The 16022-nt window shown below is 71.5% G+C and carries 16 protein-coding genes; 11 read left to right on the top strand and 5 right to left on the bottom strand.

Annotated features, from left to right (window positions below; genetic code table 11):
• The first annotated feature begins 2 nt into the window (after window positions 1-2).
• The 5 genes from ACZ5VD_RS09620 to ACZ5VD_RS09600 all read left to right on the top strand — a co-directional run bounded on the left by ACZ5VD_RS09620 (window position 3) and on the right by ACZ5VD_RS09600 (window position 6214).
• Window positions 3-1187 carry an SfnB family sulfur acquisition oxidoreductase gene (locus tag ACZ5VD_RS09620; RefSeq protein ID WP_468681784.1) on the top strand — a complete coding sequence of 395 codons (1185 nt, stop codon included), beginning with the start codon at window positions 3-5 and terminating at the stop codon, window positions 1185-1187.
• Between the two features lie 72 nt (window positions 1188-1259).
• The gene (locus tag ACZ5VD_RS09615) at window positions 1260-2405 is read left to right on the top strand and encodes an LLM class flavin-dependent oxidoreductase (protein WP_468681782.1); all 1146 of its coding nucleotides are present in this window, start codon (window positions 1260-1262) and stop codon (window positions 2403-2405) included.
• Window positions 2406-2673: 268 nt separating this feature from the next.
• Entirely contained in the window at window positions 2674-4041 is a 1368-nt protein-coding gene (locus ACZ5VD_RS09610) for an aldehyde dehydrogenase family protein (protein WP_468681780.1), read from the top strand.
• 302 nt (window positions 4042-4343) lie between these two features.
• Entirely contained in the window at window positions 4344-5231 is an 888-nt protein-coding gene (locus ACZ5VD_RS09605; RefSeq protein ID WP_468553561.1) for a glycoside hydrolase family 19 protein, read from the top strand.
• Window positions 5232-5308: 77 nt separating this feature from the next.
• The gene (locus tag ACZ5VD_RS09600; RefSeq protein WP_468553562.1) at window positions 5309-6214 is read left to right on the top strand and encodes an aldo/keto reductase; all 906 of its coding nucleotides are present in this window, start codon (window positions 5309-5311) and stop codon (window positions 6212-6214) included.
• A gap of 16 nt (window positions 6215-6230) precedes the next feature.
• Here the strand turns inward: ACZ5VD_RS09600 and ACZ5VD_RS09595 are convergent, their stop codons facing one another.
• Complete coding sequence (locus ACZ5VD_RS09595; protein WP_468553563.1) at window positions 6231-6689, bottom strand: pyridoxamine 5'-phosphate oxidase family protein; 459 nt, start codon at window positions 6687-6689, stop codon at window positions 6231-6233.
• Between the two features lie 118 nt (window positions 6690-6807).
• On the opposite strand from ACZ5VD_RS09595, the gene ACZ5VD_RS09590 reads away from it, so the two are divergent.
• Window positions 6808-7464, top strand: coding sequence for a maltokinase N-terminal cap-like domain-containing protein (locus ACZ5VD_RS09590; protein WP_468553564.1), 657 nt, complete (start codon window positions 6808-6810; stop codon window positions 7462-7464).
• Here ACZ5VD_RS09590 and ACZ5VD_RS09585 read toward each other — a convergent pair.
• A complete protein-coding gene (locus tag ACZ5VD_RS09585; protein ID WP_468681778.1) occupies window positions 7461-8168 on the bottom strand; it encodes a dienelactone hydrolase family protein in 708 nt (235 codons plus the stop codon). The two genes, ACZ5VD_RS09590 and ACZ5VD_RS09585, sit on opposite strands and share 4 nt — an antisense overlap.
• A gap of 190 nt (window positions 8169-8358) precedes the next feature.
• On the opposite strand from ACZ5VD_RS09585, the gene ACZ5VD_RS09580 reads away from it, so the two are divergent.
• Window positions 8359-8757: a VOC family protein gene (locus ACZ5VD_RS09580; RefSeq protein WP_468681776.1), complete on the top strand. Its 399-nt coding sequence runs from the start codon at window positions 8359-8361 to the stop codon at window positions 8755-8757.
• A gap of 21 nt (window positions 8758-8778) precedes the next feature.
• Window positions 8779-9849: an adenosine deaminase gene (locus ACZ5VD_RS09575; protein ID WP_468553567.1), complete on the top strand. Its 1071-nt coding sequence runs from the start codon at window positions 8779-8781 to the stop codon at window positions 9847-9849.
• Here ACZ5VD_RS09575 and ACZ5VD_RS09570 read toward each other — a convergent pair.
• On the bottom strand, window positions 9831-10346 hold the full coding sequence (locus ACZ5VD_RS09570; protein WP_468553568.1) for a mycothiol transferase: 516 nt from the start codon (window positions 10344-10346) through the stop codon (window positions 9831-9833). The genes ACZ5VD_RS09575 and ACZ5VD_RS09570 overlap by 19 nt on opposite strands.
• A 54-nt stretch (window positions 10347-10400) precedes the next feature.
• Entirely contained in the window at window positions 10401-11285 is an 885-nt protein-coding gene (locus ACZ5VD_RS09565) for a LysR family transcriptional regulator (protein ID WP_468553569.1), read from the bottom strand.
• Window positions 11286-11418: 133 nt separating this feature from the next.
• Here ACZ5VD_RS09565 and mgrA point away from each other — a divergent pair, with 133 nt between their 5' ends.
• Window positions 11419-12411, top strand: coding sequence for an L-glyceraldehyde 3-phosphate reductase (gene mgrA, locus ACZ5VD_RS09560; RefSeq protein WP_468553570.1), 993 nt, complete (start codon window positions 11419-11421; stop codon window positions 12409-12411).
• 245 nt (window positions 12412-12656) lie between these two features.
• On the opposite strand, the gene ACZ5VD_RS09555 is transcribed toward mgrA, so the two are convergent.
• Window positions 12657-12941: a DUF1905 domain-containing protein gene (locus tag ACZ5VD_RS09555; protein ID WP_468553571.1), complete on the bottom strand. Its 285-nt coding sequence runs from the start codon at window positions 12939-12941 to the stop codon at window positions 12657-12659.
• 281 nt (window positions 12942-13222) lie between these two features.
• Between ACZ5VD_RS09555 and ACZ5VD_RS09550 the strand changes: the two genes are divergently transcribed.
• Together ACZ5VD_RS09550 and ACZ5VD_RS09545 are read left to right on the top strand one after the other, a co-directional pair.
• Entirely contained in the window at window positions 13223-13633 is a 411-nt protein-coding gene (locus ACZ5VD_RS09550; protein ID WP_468553572.1) for a hypothetical protein, read from the top strand.
• Window positions 13634-13679: 46 nt separating this feature from the next.
• Window positions 13680-16019 carry an ABC transporter ATP-binding protein/permease gene (locus ACZ5VD_RS09545; protein ID WP_468681774.1) on the top strand — a complete coding sequence of 780 codons (2340 nt, stop codon included), beginning with the start codon at window positions 13680-13682 and terminating at the stop codon, window positions 16017-16019.
• Window positions 16020-16022 lie beyond the last annotated feature (3 nt).

Genomic DNA, 16022 nt, shown 5'->3' with positions numbered 1-16022 from the left:
ACATGACCGCGAAAGTCATCGCCGACGACGTCGAGGCCCTGGGCGTGGCCCGCTACCTCGCCGACGAGTTCCGCGCCGGCGCCAGCGAACGCGACGCCGAACGCAGGCTGCCCCGCGAGGAGTTGGACAGGCTCTCCGCCTCCGGGCTGCTCGCGGTCACCGTGCCCGCCGAGTACGGGGGAGCGGACGTACGGCAGGAGACCCTCGCCGAGATCTTCCGGCTGCTCGCCTCGGCCGACGCCAGCCTGGCCCAGATCCCGCAGAGTCACTTCGTGTACGTCAATGTGATCCGCCGTCAGGGAACTCCGGAACAGCGGGAGTTCCTCTTCGGCGAGATCCTCGCCGGGCGCCGTCTCGGCAACGCCCAGTCGGAGGCGGGCACGAAACACGTCCAGGACATCCGCACCCGCCTGGAGCCCCGCCCCGACGGCTCGTACACGCTGACCGGCGTCAAGCAGTACTCCACCGGCGCCCTGTTCGCCGACTGGATCCCGGTGCTCGCCCGCGCGCAGCACGACACCCTCCAGGTGGCGTACGTGCCGCGGGACGCCCCCGGCCTCACGGTGATCGACGACTGGGAGGGCATGGGGCAGCGCACGACCGCCAGCGGCACCGTACGTCTGGACGGCGTCCCGGTTCCGGCCGACCGGGTCCTCCCGCACCACCTCACTTTCCACGGTCCCCAACTCCACGGTGCCGTAGCTCAGTTGCTGCACGCGGCGATCGACGCGGGTATCGCCGCGGGAGCGCTGGCCGAGGCCGCCGCGTTCGTCCGCACCAAGAGCCGCCCGTGGTTCGAGAGCGGGGTGGAGACAGCCGCCGAGGACCCCTTGCTCATCCAGAGGTTCGGTGAACTCGCCGTCCAGGTGCGGGCGTCGCAGGCGCTGCTGCGGGAAGCCGCCCGTGCGGTCGACGCGGCCCGCGGGGACCTGACCGACGACACGGCGGCCGAGGCGTCCATCGCGGTGGCCGCCGCGAAGGCGCACGCCGCGCAGAGCGCCGTGGAGGTCACGAGCGCCCTGTTCGAGGTGTCCGGCACCCGCTCGGCGCTCGACTCCCTGAACCTGCACCGGCATTGGCGTGACGCCCGCACCCACACCCTGCACGACCCGGCCCGCTGGAAGGTCCAGCACATCGGCAGGTACGTACTGAACGGCACGCGGCCACCGCGCCACGGCCTTCTCTAGACGACCTCCGGGTCACCTCCAGACGGCCTCCGGACCACCTCCGAGGCGACCTTCTCAGAACGGAGACCTCACGTGTCCCTCACCTTCCACTGGTTCCTCCCCACCAATGGCGACAGCCGCCATGTCGTCGGCGGCGGACACGGCACCCCGGCCACCTCCTCCGGACGGGACCGGCCCCCGACGGTCGCCTACCTGAGCCAGATCGCCCGCGCCGCCGAGGACCTGGGCTTCGAGGGCGCGCTCACCCCCACCGGCGCCTGGTGCGAGGACGCGTGGCTGACCACCGCGATGGTCGCCCAGCAGAGCGAACGCCTGAAGTTCCTGGTCGCCTTCCGGCCCGGCTTCGTCTCGCCGACGCTCGCCGCGCAGATGGCCTCCACATTCCAGCGGCAGACCGGCGGACGGCTCCTGTTGAACGTCGTCACCGGTGGCGAGAGCCACGAGCAGCGGGCCTACGGGGACTTCCTCGACAAGGACGCCCGCTACCGCCGCACCGGCGAGTTCCTGGAGATCGTCCGGGGGCTGTGGGAGGGCAAGACCGTCGACCTGCGGGGCGAACACCTCCAGGTCGAGGACGCGAAGCTGGCGCGGGTGCCGGACCCGGTGCCCGAGGTGTACTTCGGCGGGTCCTCGCCGATCGCCGGTGAGATCGCCGCCAAGTACGTCGACGTGTACCTCACCTGGGGCGAGCCGCCGGCCCAGGTCGCCGAGAAGATCGCCTGGATCAGGGGGCTCGCGGCGGAACAGGGACGCACCCTGCGGTTCGGCATCCGGCTGCACGTCATCACCCGCGACACCTCCGCACAGGCCTGGGCCGAGGCCGATCGCCTGCTCGCGGGCTTCGACCCGGAGACCGTGCGGTCCGTACAGGCCGGGCTGGCCCGCAGCGAGTCCGAGGGCCAGCAGCGGATGCTCGCGCTGCACGGGGGCGGCGGCCGGGACGGGCTGGAGATCCACCCCAATCTGTGGGCCGGGATCGGCCTGGTGCGCGGCGGCGCGGGGACGGCCCTGGTCGGCAGCCACGAGGAGGTAGCCGAGCGGATCAAGGAGTACCACGCGCTGGGCATCGACGAGTTCGTCTTCTCCGGATACCCGCACCTTGAGGAGGCGTACTGGTTCGGGGAGGGCGTGCTGCCCCGGCTGGCCGCGGAGGGCCTGTGGCGGCATCCGAACGGTGACCAGGTCACCCCGTCGGCACAGGTGCCGTTCGCCGGCTGACGGAGTGGACTCCGCCGTCCGGCGCGCGCGGGTCGACCGCGGCTCCGCCGCGCCCACGCGGCGGAGCCGCGGGACGACACAATCCCGCGCCCTGCGGGACCGGCTCGTCGACACGCTCGAAGGAACCTCGACCTCGAAGGAACCTCGACGGAGTCCGCCCGCCGACCGTCGCCTCCGCCACGAGGTCCGCCCACCGATCGTCCACCCGTAGCGGCGTGGCTACGGACGGTGTTTCCCGCCTGCTGGAATCATTTCCCCATCCGAATGGTTGGCGTATACACCTGATACGCACACGTCCCACCAGCGAGGCACCGTGAACCAGCACACCCCCGAGCAGCCCGCCGACGTCGTGGCCCGCCTGCGCGCCACCTTCCGCGCCGGCCGCACCAAGTCCGTCGCCTGGCGCACGACCCAGCTGGGCCGCCTGCGCGAGATGCTCACGGAGAACGGTGCCGACCTGGCCGCCGCGCTCCACGCCGACCTCGGCAAGAGCTCCGCCGAGGCCCACCGCACCGAGATCGACTTCACCGTCCGGGAGATCGACCACACCCTGGAGCACCTCGCCGACTGGCTGGACCCGGAGTCGGCCCCGGTCCCGGCCCACCTCGGCGCCGACGCGACCGCCTGGACCCAGTACGACCCCCTCGGCGTGGTCCTCGTCATCGCCCCCTGGAACTACCCGGCCCAACTCCTGCTCGCCCCCGTCGTCGGCGCCCTGGCCTCCGGCAACGCGGTCGTCGCCAAGCCGAGCGAGATGGCCCCCGCCACCTCCGCCGCGCTGGCCCGGCTGCTGCCCGCCTACCTCGACACCGACGCGGTCGCCGTCGTCGAGGGCGGTATCCCCGAGACCACCGCTCTGCTGGCCGAGCGCTTCGACCACATCTTCTACACCGGCAACGGCGCGGTCGGCCGTATCGTCCTGCGGGCCGCCGCCGAGCATCTCACTCCGGTCACCCTCGAACTCGGCGGCAAGTCACCTGCGTTCGTCGACGCCGACGCCGACCTCGATGTCGTCGCCGACCGGCTGGCGCGCGGCAAGTTCCTCAACGCCGGCCAGACCTGTGTGGCCCCCGACTACGTGCTGACCGACCCGGCCACCGCCGCAGCCCTGGAGCCGGCCCTCGTCCGGGCCGTCGAGGCACTGTTCGGCGCCGACCCGAAGGACTCCGGCGAGTACGGCCGGATCGTCAACGAACGCCACTTCGACCGCCTGTCGGGCCTGCTCGACTCGGGCCGTACGGTCGTCGGCGGGGTCGGCGACCGGACGACGAAGTACCTCGCCCCGACCGTCCTCGCCGACGTCGACCCCAAGTCGCCCGTCATGCGGGAGGAGATCTTCGGCCCGATCCTGCCGATCGTCACCGTCGCCGGACTCGACGACGCGATCGACTTCATCAACGACCGCGACAAGCCCCTCGCGCTGTACGTCTTCTCGGAGTCCGACACCACCCGGCGGCGGATCGCCGACGAGACCTCCTCGGGCGGCGTCGGCTACGGGCTGCCGCTCGCCCATCTCACCGTCTCCGACCTGCCGTTCGGCGGCGTGGGGGAGAGCGGCATGGGCAACTACCACGGCCGCTACTCGATCGAGACGTTCAGCCACCGCAAGGCGGTGCTGAGCAAGCCGCTGAGCTAGGACCCGCTGCCGAACGGGGCGGGGCGGGACGAAGGCAGGGCGGCGAGGCGGGGCGGGTCCGGGAGGGCCCCCCCCGCCTCGTTCCGTGCGGGTCCGAGCCGTTTCACACGGTTTCACGCTGACACGAGTGAACTGGTCTACACCCTTGACTGGTACAGACCAAAGGAGTTGAGTGTGGCTCCACACCCCCCACCACGGCCGCCCCCACGCCGTGGCCGGCCCGGCCGGCCCGTGCGCACCAGGGTCCGCCTCGCGCTGCCCTTGTCAGGGGAGCGGCCGTGCTCCGCAGAGGAGTTGACCCCGTGTCGAGACGCCGCATCGCCGCAGTTGTGACCGCACTCGTCCTCGGAAGCACCGTACCGATCGTGCTGCCCGCCACCAGCGCGTCCGCCGCCGCCTGCTCCAGCTATCCGAGCTGGGTGGCCGGACGGTCGTACGCGGCCGGTGACATCGTCCGCTACACCGACGGCAAGGCGTACAGGGCCGAACACGCCAACCCGGGCTACGACCCGCTCATCAGCACCTGGTACTGGGAGCCCTATGCCTGTAGCGGCACCGGGACGCCGGTCGGCACCTTCGTGGTGACCGAGGCGCAGTTCAACCAGATGTTCCCGAGCCGGAACTCGTTCTACACGTACAGCGGCCTCACCGCCGCCCTGAGCGCCTACCCCGGCTTCGCCAACACCGGCAGCGACACGGTGAAGAAGCAGGAGGCGGCGGCCTTCCTCGCCAACGTCAGCCACGAGACCGGCGGCCTGGTGCACGTGGTCGAGCAGAACACCGCCAACTACCCGCACTACTGCGACTGGAGCCAGCCGTACGGCTGCCCGGCCGGCCAGGCCGCCTACTACGGGCGCGGCCCGATCCAGCTCAGCTGGAACTTCAACTACAAGGCGGCCGGCGACGCCCTCGGCCTCGACCTCCTCAACAACCCCTGGCTGGTGCAGAACGACGCGGCCGTCGCCTGGAAGACGGGCCTGTGGTACTGGAACACGCAGAACGGTCCCGGCACCATGACCCCGCACAACGCCATGGTCAACAGCGCGGGCTTCGGCCAGACGATCCGCAGCATCAACGGATCCCTGGAGTGCGACGGCAGGAACCCGGCGCAGGTGCAGAGCCGGGTGACCAAGTACCAGCAGTTCGCGCAGATCCTCGGCGTCGCACCGGGCGCCAACCTGTACTGCTGAGGCGGCACGAGGGGACGCCGGGCAGAGGTCCGCACAGCGCGTACGGAGGCCCGTCCGACGTATGTCAGACTCCGCCGATGACCTCCGAAACGATCACCGCGGATGCCGCGGGCACCTGGAAGCTCGGCGACCTCACCGTCAGCCGCGTCGGCTTCGGCGCGATGCGGCTGACGGGCAGCGCGGCCTTCCACCAGGGGACGCCGAGCGACCGGCGGCGTGCGATCGCCGTGCTGCGCGCGGCCGTCGAGCTCGGCGTGAACCACATCGACACGGCCGCCTTCTACTTCTCCGCCCTGCGCTCCGCCAACGAACTCATCAACAGCGCGCTCGCGCCCTATCCGGACGAGCTGGTCGTCGCCGCGAAGGTCGGCCCGTTCCGCGACTGGTCGGGGGAGTGGGGGACGTCGGCCCGTCCCGAGGACCTGCGCGGGCACGTCGAGGAGAACCTGCGCGAGCTCGGCCGGGACCACCTGGACGTCGTCTACCTCCGCCGGATGCGGCAGGACTCGATCGCCGAGCACTTCGGTGCCCTCGCCGAACTGCGTGCGGCGGGCCTGGTCCGGCACCTCGGCATCTCCGGCGTCGAACCCCGCCACCTCGCCGAGGCGCAGGCCATCGCGCCCGTGGTGTCCGTGCAGAACCGCTTCGGGCTCGACCTCCACGATCCGGCCACCGACGAACTCCTGCGCCTGTGCGGCGAACAGGGCATCGCCTTCGTGCCGTTCTTCGCCGTCGCGGGCGACGCGGGCTCCGGGGGCGCGACCACCGACCACGACGACGCGGTCCTCGCCGTGGCCCGGGCCCACGGCGTCAGCCCCGCCCAGGTGAGGATCGCCTGGACTCTGCACCAGGGCCCGCACGTCCTGGCCATCCCGGGCACGGGCAACCCGGACCACCTGGTCGAGAACGTGGCCGCGGGCGCCCTCCGGCTCACCGACGAGGAACTCTCCACACTCGACGCGCTGCACCACAGGGCCGGTTGACCGACCCGGGGCGACCTCAGACGACCCAAGCCCCGTCCCGCATGAGATGCCGTCCACGCATCTCGTGCACCCCGTGCCACGCCTGCACGGCGTCCGGCCGGACCTGGACGAACGCGTACGACGCTCGCTCCGTGCGCGGATCCCAGCCGGTCTTCCCCACGAAGGCGCCGACGGCCGGGTCCGGCACGTCGAGCCCCCCGAACATCCGCGCCTCACCGTCGAGAAGGACGACGTCCTGGGTGTGCCCGAACGCCAGCCGGGCCCGGCCGCCGCCGCTCAGATTGCGGCCGGTGGGGTTCGTCGGGCGCGTGGCCATCCACACGGAGTCCCCGTCCCACACGAACCACAGCGGAACCAGACACGGCAGTCCGTCGGCGTCGGCGGTGGCCACCCAGATGTCCGACTCCCGTTCCAGACGGGTCAGTACGTCACGCTTGCGCTGCTCGGCGGTACGGGGCGGCCCGGTGATCTCCATAGCGGGAACGCTACCCGCCCGGCGCCGGTGCGACAGTGTGTACGCCCGGACCGGCTCGACGAAGAACGACGAGACGCGAACAGACCCGACCGCATCCGACGAAGAGGGAACTTTCCGCATGGCCGTCATCCACCGCACCACGCTCACGCCCACCAAGCTCGAACTGCTCACCGCCTGGCTGCCCACCCGCCCCTGGTACTCCGGCGGCCCGGGAGCACCCCAGCTCGCCAAGGCCGGCGGCTTCCGGCTGGACGACCCCGAGGGCGAGGTCGGCATCGAGTTCATGGTGGTCACCGACACCGCGGGCACGGACCCCGCCGCCTACCTGGTGCCGCTCACCTACCGCGGTGCCCCGCTCGCCGGGGCGGAGCACGCCCTCGTCGGCACCATGGAGCACGGCGTGCTGGGTCCCCGCTGGGCCTACGACGGCTCCCACGACCCGGTGCTGGTGGACCGGCTGCTCGCCCTGGTCGAGGGCGGCGCCGAGGCACAGGCGCAGAGCGTCGACAACACCCCGGACCCGGACATCGTCCGCTCCTACGCGGGTGACGACCCGCTTCCGACCACCGCCGTGAAGGTCGAAGAGGGCGAGGAGAGCACCGAGTTGACCCTCCCGCAGGGCGGAACGCTCCGCCTGCACCGGGCCCTGCGCCCCGTCCCGGACGGGGTGCCGACCCTGCCGGAGGGTGCGCTCGGCCATGTCGCCGGACCGTGGGACGCGGCGGACGGCACCCGAGCGGCAGGACTCTTCGCCGTTCTCCTCCCCGCGGTCTAGCCCAACTGCTTCCGCAGGAACGACACCGTGCTCTCCCAGGCGCGGGCCGCCGACTCGGCGTGGTAGACCGGGCGGCCGTCGTTGAAGAAGGCGTGGTCGGCCGGGTAGCGGCGGAAGTCGGGGGTCACCCCCGACTCCTGCTCGATGGCGCCGGCCAGCCGGTCGACGGTCTCGGCCGGGATGCTCCGGTCGAGTTCGCCGAAGTGCCCGAGGACCTGCGCCCCGAGCCCCGAGAAGTCGGGCATCTCGCCCTGGATGAGGCCGTAGAACGGCACGGCGGCGCTCACCCGCGGGTCGGCCGCGGCCAGGTACAGCAAGAAGCCGCCGCCCATGCGGAAGCCGACCGCGCCGGCCGTGTCCGAGGTGGCCTCGGGCCGGGACAGCAGATGGTCGACGGCGCCGGACAGCAGCTCGACACCGCGGGCGACCGGGAGGTCCTGCATCATCCGCAGGGCCTCCTGGCTCTCGTGGGCCACATGGCCGCCGTAGAGGTCGGGAGCGAGGGCGACGAAACCCTCCCGGGCGAGCCGGTCGGCCACGTCGGTGATGTGGTCGGGCAGGCCCCACCACTCCTGGATGACGATGACACCCGGTCCGTGACCGGAGGGCGGCAGCGCCAGATAGCCGTGCGCGGTGCTTTCGCCGCTGGGGAAGGTGACGTTCTGGTGGGCCGAGGCACCGGTCGGCTTCGGCAGTTCGCTCATGACGCGAGACTCCTGTGCGGCAGTGCGGGCGGGGCACAGCCCGCGGACGTGATCTCCAGCCTGTCACGCACGCGAGGGCCGCCTTGAGCGGCCTCCGCCGGGCTGTGGGGAGCGGCCTCCACCGCTGACTGGCGCGGCCGAGGTTTTACGTATAACCTCTCCCGTCAATCGCCCGCTCCGAAAGGCCCCGATGCGACACATCGCCCTGGTCACCCTCGTCGTCGACGACTACGACGAGGCGATCCGCTTCTACACCGAGGCCCTCGGCTTCCACCTCGTCGAGGACACCCCGCGCCCGGACGGCTCCCGCTGGGTCACCGTCCGACCGGGCACCGGCGAGGGCGGCACCGATCTGCTGCTGGCCCGCGCCAAGGACGAGGACCAGCGCGCCCGGGTCGGTGACCAGACCGGCGGACGGGTCGGCTTCTTCCTGCACACCCACGACTTCGCCGGCGATCACGCCCGCATGCTCGCCGCCGGCGTGACCTTCCTGGAGGAGCCGCGCCACGAGCCGTACGGCTCGGTCGCCGTCTTCCAGGACCTGTACGGAAACCGCTGGGACCTCCTCCAGCCCGCCACCACCGCCTGACCCGAGAAAGACACCACGCACATGACCGCGCCCCGCATCGACACCGACACCCTCCGCCGGCTCCCCAAGGCGGTGCTCCACGACCACCTCGACGGCGGTCTGCGCCCCGCCACCGTGGTGGAACTCGCGGACGCGGTCGGGCACACCCTGCCGACCACCGACCCGGACGAGCTCGCCGCCTGGTACTTCGAGGCCGCCAACTCCGGCGACCTGGTCCGCTACATAGCCACCTTCGAGCACACCCTCGCCGTGATGCAGTCCCGCGAGGGCCTGCTGCGCACCGCCGAGGAGTACGTCCTCGACCTCGCCGCGGACGGTGTCGTCTACGGCGAGGTGCGCTACGCCCCCGAGCTGAACACCGACGGCGGGCTGGCCCTCGCCGAGGTCGTCGAGACCGTCCAGGAGGGCCTCGCCGCGGGGATGGCGAAGGCGGCCGCCGCGGGCACCCCGGTCCGGGTCGGCACCCTGCTGTGCGGGATGCGGATGTTCGACCGGGTCCGCGAGGCCGCCGACCTGGCCGTCGCCTTCCGTGACGCGGGCGTCGTCGGCTTCGACATCGCCGGCGCCGAGGACGGCTTCCCGCCCGCCGACCACCTGGCCGCGTTCGAGCACCTGCGCCGGGAGAACGTGCCGTTCACCATCCATGCCGGTGAGGCGCACGGCCTGCCCAGCATCCACCAGGCCCTCCAGGTGTGCGGAGCCCAGCGCATCGGGCACGGCGTCCGCCTCACCGACGACATCGTCGACGGCAAGCTCGGCCGCCTCGCCGGCTGGGTCCGCGACCGCCGGATCGCCCTGGAGATGTGCCCCACGTCCAACCTCCAGACGGGCGCCGCCACCTCGATCGCCGAGCACCCGATCACCGCCCTGAAGGACCTCGGCTTCCGCGTCACCCTCAACACCGACAACCGCCTGGTGTCGGGCACGACGATGACCCGTGAGATGTCCCTGCTGGTCGAGGAGGCCGGCTGGAGCGTCGAGGACCTGCGCACGGTCACGGTCAACGCCCTCAAGAGCGCCTTCGTCCCGTTCGACGAGCGCAGGGCCCTGATCGAGGACGTCGTCCTGCCGGGCTACGCGGACGCGCTCTGAAGCAGCCCCCGTACATAGGCGGCCTGTCCGACGTGCTGAAGATCGTCGGACAGGACGCTGACCAGCCGTACCGCGAGCGTGACCGGTGGATCCCAGCGCTCGTCCACGATCCGCTCGAAGTCCCCGGCGGTCAGCCCGCGCAGATACCCGAGGCTCTGTTCGTGCACGGCGTCGTAGTACCCGGTCAGCAGGTCACCGGAGTCGACCCGCACCTTGCCGACCTTCGCCGCGGTGTGTCCGTAGCCGGTGTCCCGGGGCGGAAGGTCGAGCCCGAAGCGCTTCTCCCAGCCCTGTGACAGCCACACCTGGTCGAACCCGGCGGCGTCGGCCACATGGTCGTCCTGAACCCGGGTGAGGTGCCAGACCAGCCAGGCGACGGAGTTGGCGTCGGCGGCGGGACGGGCGGCGAGGTCGTCCGGGCCGAGGCCCTCGACGACGGCGTGGACCTCTTCCCGGATGCGGCCGTACGCCTCGATGAGGATGTCCTTGGCATGCATGGGACCCACCCTCCCGCATCCGCGTCCGTCACGCGTGCGCCGTTCCGGGATCCGTCACGCGTCCGCCCTCTCCAGAAGCGTCATCAGCGCCCGGGCCGCGGGACTCGCCGCCTGCGGGGGCGGCAGCAGTGCGACCGTCTCGTACGCCGTCTCGTCGGTCCCCTTCAGCGGCAGGGAGGCGAGGAACTCCCGCTTGTGCCGGAAGTGCCGCGGCACGACCGCGATGCCGAGGTTCTCGTCCACCAGGTCCAGGAGGCTGTGCACGTCGTTCACCTCCAGCGCGACCGTCCGCCGTACGCCCGCTCCGGCGAACGCGGCGTCGGTGATCCGGCGCGGCCCCCAGTCGGGATGGAAGTCGACGAAGACCTCGCCGCCGATCTCCTCCGGCGTCACCGCCGCCCCGGCGGTCGCCAGCCGGTGACTGGGATGACACAGCACGGTCATCGGCTCACTGGTCAGCGGCACCGAGCGCAGCTGGTCGGTGTCCGCCTGGGTGCGGACCGCGAACGCGAGGTCGAGCCGCCCGGCGGCGACCTCCTCGGCGAGCGCGCCCGCCCCCGCCTGCCGCAGCCGGATCTCCACGTCCGGATGCAGCCGCCGGAACGCGGCCAGCAGTCTGGCCACGTGCACGCCCGCGATGCACTGCTCGGTGCCCAGCGCGAGCGTGCCCCGCAGCACTCCCTGCACGGCGGCGACGGCCTCGTGGGCCGACCGCACCTGGGCCAGGATCCGCTCGGCCTCGCCGAGCAGCGCCCGGCCGGCCTCCGTGAGCGTCACCCGGCGGGTCGTCCGCACGAACAGCGGGGTCTGCAGCTCCCGCTCCAGCGCGCGGATGGAGGCCGACAGCCCTGACTGGGACACCATCAGCCGTTCGGCGGCCCGGGTGAAGTGCTGGTCCTCGGCGACCGCCACGAAGTGCTGGAGATGGCGCAGTTCCATGATTGAGAAGCGTACGCGCTGAATTCCATCGGATTCTCCTGTTGGACGAATGCACCCAGGTCGCGCGAGAGTGGACAACGGTTTTCAGGAAACCTGGTTCCACCGTGCTCACGCCCACCCCCCTGGAGTCGCGTTGTACACCGCACACCCCGACCGTTACGCGGACATGCCCTACCGGCGCACCGGACGCAGCGGCCTGAAGCTTCCCGCGTTGTCGTTGGGCCTGTGGCACAACTTCGGCCCCGACCGCCCGGTCGACACACAGCGCGCCATCCTGCGCCGCGCCTTCGACCTCGGCATCACCCACTTCGACCTGGCCAACAACTACGGCCCGCCGCCCGGCGCCGCCGAGTCCGCCTTCGGCGAGGCCCTCCGGGCCGACTTCGCGCCCTACCGCGACGAGCTGGTCATCTCCACCAAGGCCGGCTATCTGATGTGGCCCGGCCCGTACGGCGAGTGGGGTTCGCGCAAGTACGTGCTGTCGTCCCTCGACCAGAGCCTGAAGCGGATGGGCCTGGACTACGTCGACATCTTCTACTCGCACCGCCCCGACCCGGAGACTCCCCTGGAGGAGACGATGGGCGCCCTGCACACCGCGGTCCAGCAGGGCAAGGCGCTCTACGTCGGCCTCTCCAACTACTCGGCGGAGCAGACCCGGGAGGCCGCCCGCATCCTGGGCGAGCTGGGCACCCCGCTCCTCATCCACCAGCCGCGCTACTCGATGCTGGACCGGCGCCCCGAGAACGAGGGCGTGCTGGACGCGCTGGACGAGCTCCAGGTCGGCTCCATCGTCTTCTCCCCGCTGGAGCAGGGGCTGCTGACCGGCCGCTACCTCGACGGCATCCCCGAGGGCTCCCGCGCGGCGAGCGACAGCCCGTTCCTGAACTCCGACGCGGTCACCGAGGACCTGGTGCGGCAGCTGCGCGAGCTGAACGACATCGCCAAGTCCCGCGGCCAGACCCTGGCCCAGCTGGCGCTGGCCTGGGTGCTGCGGGGCGGCCGGGTGACCTCGGCCCTGGTCGGCGCGAGCAGCGCGCGGCAGGTGGAGGACAGTGTCGGCGCCATCCGCAACCTGGACTTCGACCAGGAGGAGCTGGCCCGCATCGACGCCGTCCTCAGGGGCTGAACCGGGCTGAACCCCCTCGTCAGGGGATCCGGGCGTGACCCGCGGGACCTCCCACGCGGGTCATCGCCACCTGCGGTCGAGCACGCCGGGCACCGTACTCCAGGCCGGTGCCGGGCAGTGGCCGCACACCGCCGAACGGACAGGTATCCCCCCAGGAGCCTCACCCCGGACGTCTGCGGTTGGGCCGCGCCGTGGCCGGTGACCGTGGCCTCGCCCCCCTCATGAGCGAACCCCGCGGTGGCGGCTCAGCTCAGCCGCTCCTGAAGACGCACGGTCACCGTGTCCCCCGCCTCCTTGCCGATCGCCCGGCGCACCTCGGCCTTGACGGGCAGCATGTGGGTGCCGTCCCCGAGGGCCATGAAGGAACTCCGGAAGGGGTGTCCGTCGATCGTCCCGCGGACCTTGACCAGGCCCCGGGTGCCGAAGAAGGCCACGGAGGCGGGCCAGCGGACACAGGTCCAGCTGCCCTTCTCCGGGTTTCTGCCGAGTTCGGCGGTGAATTCCGTGTCCAGTTCTCCGGTCGTGGGCATGATGTCCTCCGTTTTCGCCGGTCTTCACCTCTGAAGACCCGTGGAACGGGGAAAACTCATCGCCGACCCGGTCCCGCGGCCCTCGCCGTCGGCTTTCGGCCAGTAATGGCGCTGAATATGCCAGGAGACTGGCCGGAAAGTTGTGGTGACACTGTTTCAGTAGTGAACATACTCGACAGCTAGGGCTTCACATCCAGCGAAGATCCAGTCACGCACAGCACATGAGCCGCACGAGAGCGAGGCCCTGCCGACAGGCTAGCGAAGCAGCGGGGGAGTGGATCGTGCACGACGAATTCCTGTGCCATGTCACGGGGTACGGCACCTGCGGAGGTCGGCGCATCGGCGTACCCCTCGGAACCTACCGCGCCCCCACGCTCGCGCTGGCCCTGTGGTGGCTGCGGGACCGTGCGGCCTGGATCGCCGATCGATTAGACCCCCAGCCCGAGGCCGAACACTTCCCCTCCGGTGCGCTCGTACCGGTCGGGGGCACCGTGGCCGACGTGCCGGCCGTGCTGCGCGGCTGGAGCGGGGACGTGATCCAACAGGGACTGGTCGCCGACGAGTTGGCCGCGGGACGGCTGGTGCGGATCGCCGCCTGTGACGACACCACCGAATACGAACTGCTGGCGGAGTCCGTGGACGCCCTGCGTATGCAGCGCACCACGGCGGCACTGTTCACGCCCGTGGCCTGACGGGCGACACCAGGCGGGAATCATGATGAATCGGTAGAATTCTGGCATGGCGGAGCGGCCGGACGCACCGACGGCGCCCGAACTCGTCCTGGAGACCGAGACCGGCTCCACGGTGATGAGTCCGGGCCACGACTACCACGTCGGTCGCGATCCGTTGAGCGACATCGTCATCGACGATGCCCGGGTCTCGTGGCACCACGCGGTGCTGCGGCCCGAGGCCGGCCACTGGACGCTGGCGGACGAGCACAGCACCAACGGCACCTTCGCCGACGGCCGCCGCGTCCAGGAATGGGGCGTCGGACCCGGCAGCGTGATCCGCTTCGGCAGCCCCGCCGACGGCCCGTGCGCCACCCTCACCAGCCTCCCGCCGCCCGTTCCGGAACGTCCCTCCGCGGTCTCGATGCCCGCGCTGACCGGCACCTTCCGACAGCCCACGACCGTCCGTCCGCTGCCCGCGCGCACCGTCCGCATCGGCCGCGCCGACGACAACGACCTGGTCATCGACGACCTGATCGTCTCCCGCCGGCACGCCGAACTGCGCGCCCTGCCGGACGGGACGTACGAGATCGTCGACCTCGGCAGCCACAACGGCACCTTCCTCAACGGTCTGCCCGTCACCCGTGCCCCCCTCGGCCCCGGCGACATCGTCGGCATCGGCCACTCGGCGTTCAGCCTGGTCGGCGACCAGTTGCAGGAGTACGTCGACACCGGCGAGGTCTCCCTCGACGTGCAGGACCTCACCGTCGCCGTCGACCACGGCCGCAAGACCCTCCTCGACCAGGTGTCGTTCCCGGTGGGGGAGAAGTGTCTGCTGGCGGTCGTCGGCCCGAGCGGCGCCGGCAAGTCCACGCTCCTCAACGCCCTCACCGGACAGCGCCCCGCCGACCACGGCACCGTCCTCTACGACGGCCGCGACCTCTACCGGGACTACGCCGAACTGCGTCAGCGCATCGGCCTGGTCCCCCAGGACGACATCCTGCACGCCCAGCTGACCGTCCGCAGCGCCCTGTCCTACGCCGCCGAACTCCGCTTCCCGCAGGACACCGCCAAGGCCGAGCGCCGGGCCAGGGTCGACGAGGTGATCCGGGAACTCGGCCTGGAGGAGCGCGCCCGCCAGCCCGTGCACAGCCTCTCCGGCGGCCAGCGCAAGCGCGTCAGCGTGGCCCTGGAACTGCTGACCAAGCCGTCCCTGCTGTTCCTCGACGAACCGACCTCGGGCCTGGACCCTGGCATGGACCGCTCGGTGATGCACATGCTGCGCGACCTCGCCGACGACGGCCGCACGGTCATCGTGGTCACCCACAGCGTCCTCAGCCTCGACGTCTGCGACCGCCTCCTCGTCCTCGCCCCCGGCGGGCGGATCGCCTACTACGGGCCGCCCGAGGACGCCCTCGCCTACTTCGGCTTCACCGAGTGGCCGGAGGCCTTCGAGGCCTTCGAACGGGACCGCGACCGCGACTGGGCCGGAGAGTTCCGCACCTCCGCCTGCCGGCGCCGGTACGTCCAGGACGCGACCGCACAGCCCCGACGACAGCGCGAGGGCCCCGTCGTCATCGCACCCCCGCCCCGCCCCCGCAGCCGGGGCGCCCAACTCGGCACCCTCGTCCGCCGGTACACGGCGGCCCTCGGCGCCGACCGCACCTTCCTCGTCATCATGATCGCGCTGCCGTTCGTGATGGGCGCCATGGCCCGGGCCCTCGCGGGCAGCAGACTCACGCAGGAGACGGCGATGAACGCCCTGCTGATCCTGTGCGTCGGCGGAGTCCTCACCGGCGCCGCCAACGCCGTGCGCGAACTCGTCAAGGAACGGGTGATCTACCGGCGTGAACGGGCCGTCGGCCTGTCCAGATCGGCGTACCTGATGTCCAAGGTCGTCGTCCTCGGCACCGTCACCGTGCTGCAGGCCGTCGTGCTGACCCTGGTCGGGCTGTTCGGCGTCGACCTCAACGCACCGGGCGGAGAAGGCGTGTTGATGCCACCCCTTGTCGAAGTCACCGTCGCCGTCGCCCTGCTGGCGTTCACCGCGATGATGCTCGGCCTGCTGGTCTCCGCGCTGGTGCGCAAGGAGGAGGTGACGATGCCGCTGCTCGTGCTGCTCGCCATCGTCCAGGTGGTCTTCTGCGGCGCCCTGTTGAAACTCGACGGCGTGCCCGGCCTGGAACAACTGTCGTGGCTGGTGCCCTCGCGATGGGCGCTCGGTGCGATGGCCGGCACGGTCGGCCTCTCCCGGATCGTGCCCGGCGAACTGACCGGCGACCCGCTGTTCCGTCACTCGGCCGGAGTGTGGCTCCTGAACGTGGCCATGCTGGTCGTGCTGTCGGCGCTCTTCGGATACGTCGTCGCCCGGCTGCTGCGCCGCCACGAACCCGCCGTGATGCGGAAGTAGGGC

This window comes from Streptomyces sp. NPDC032822 (genome assembly GCF_055578825.1).
Note: the sequence above shows the minus strand (reverse complement) of the source record. Positions and strands in the feature narration are given on the sequence as shown.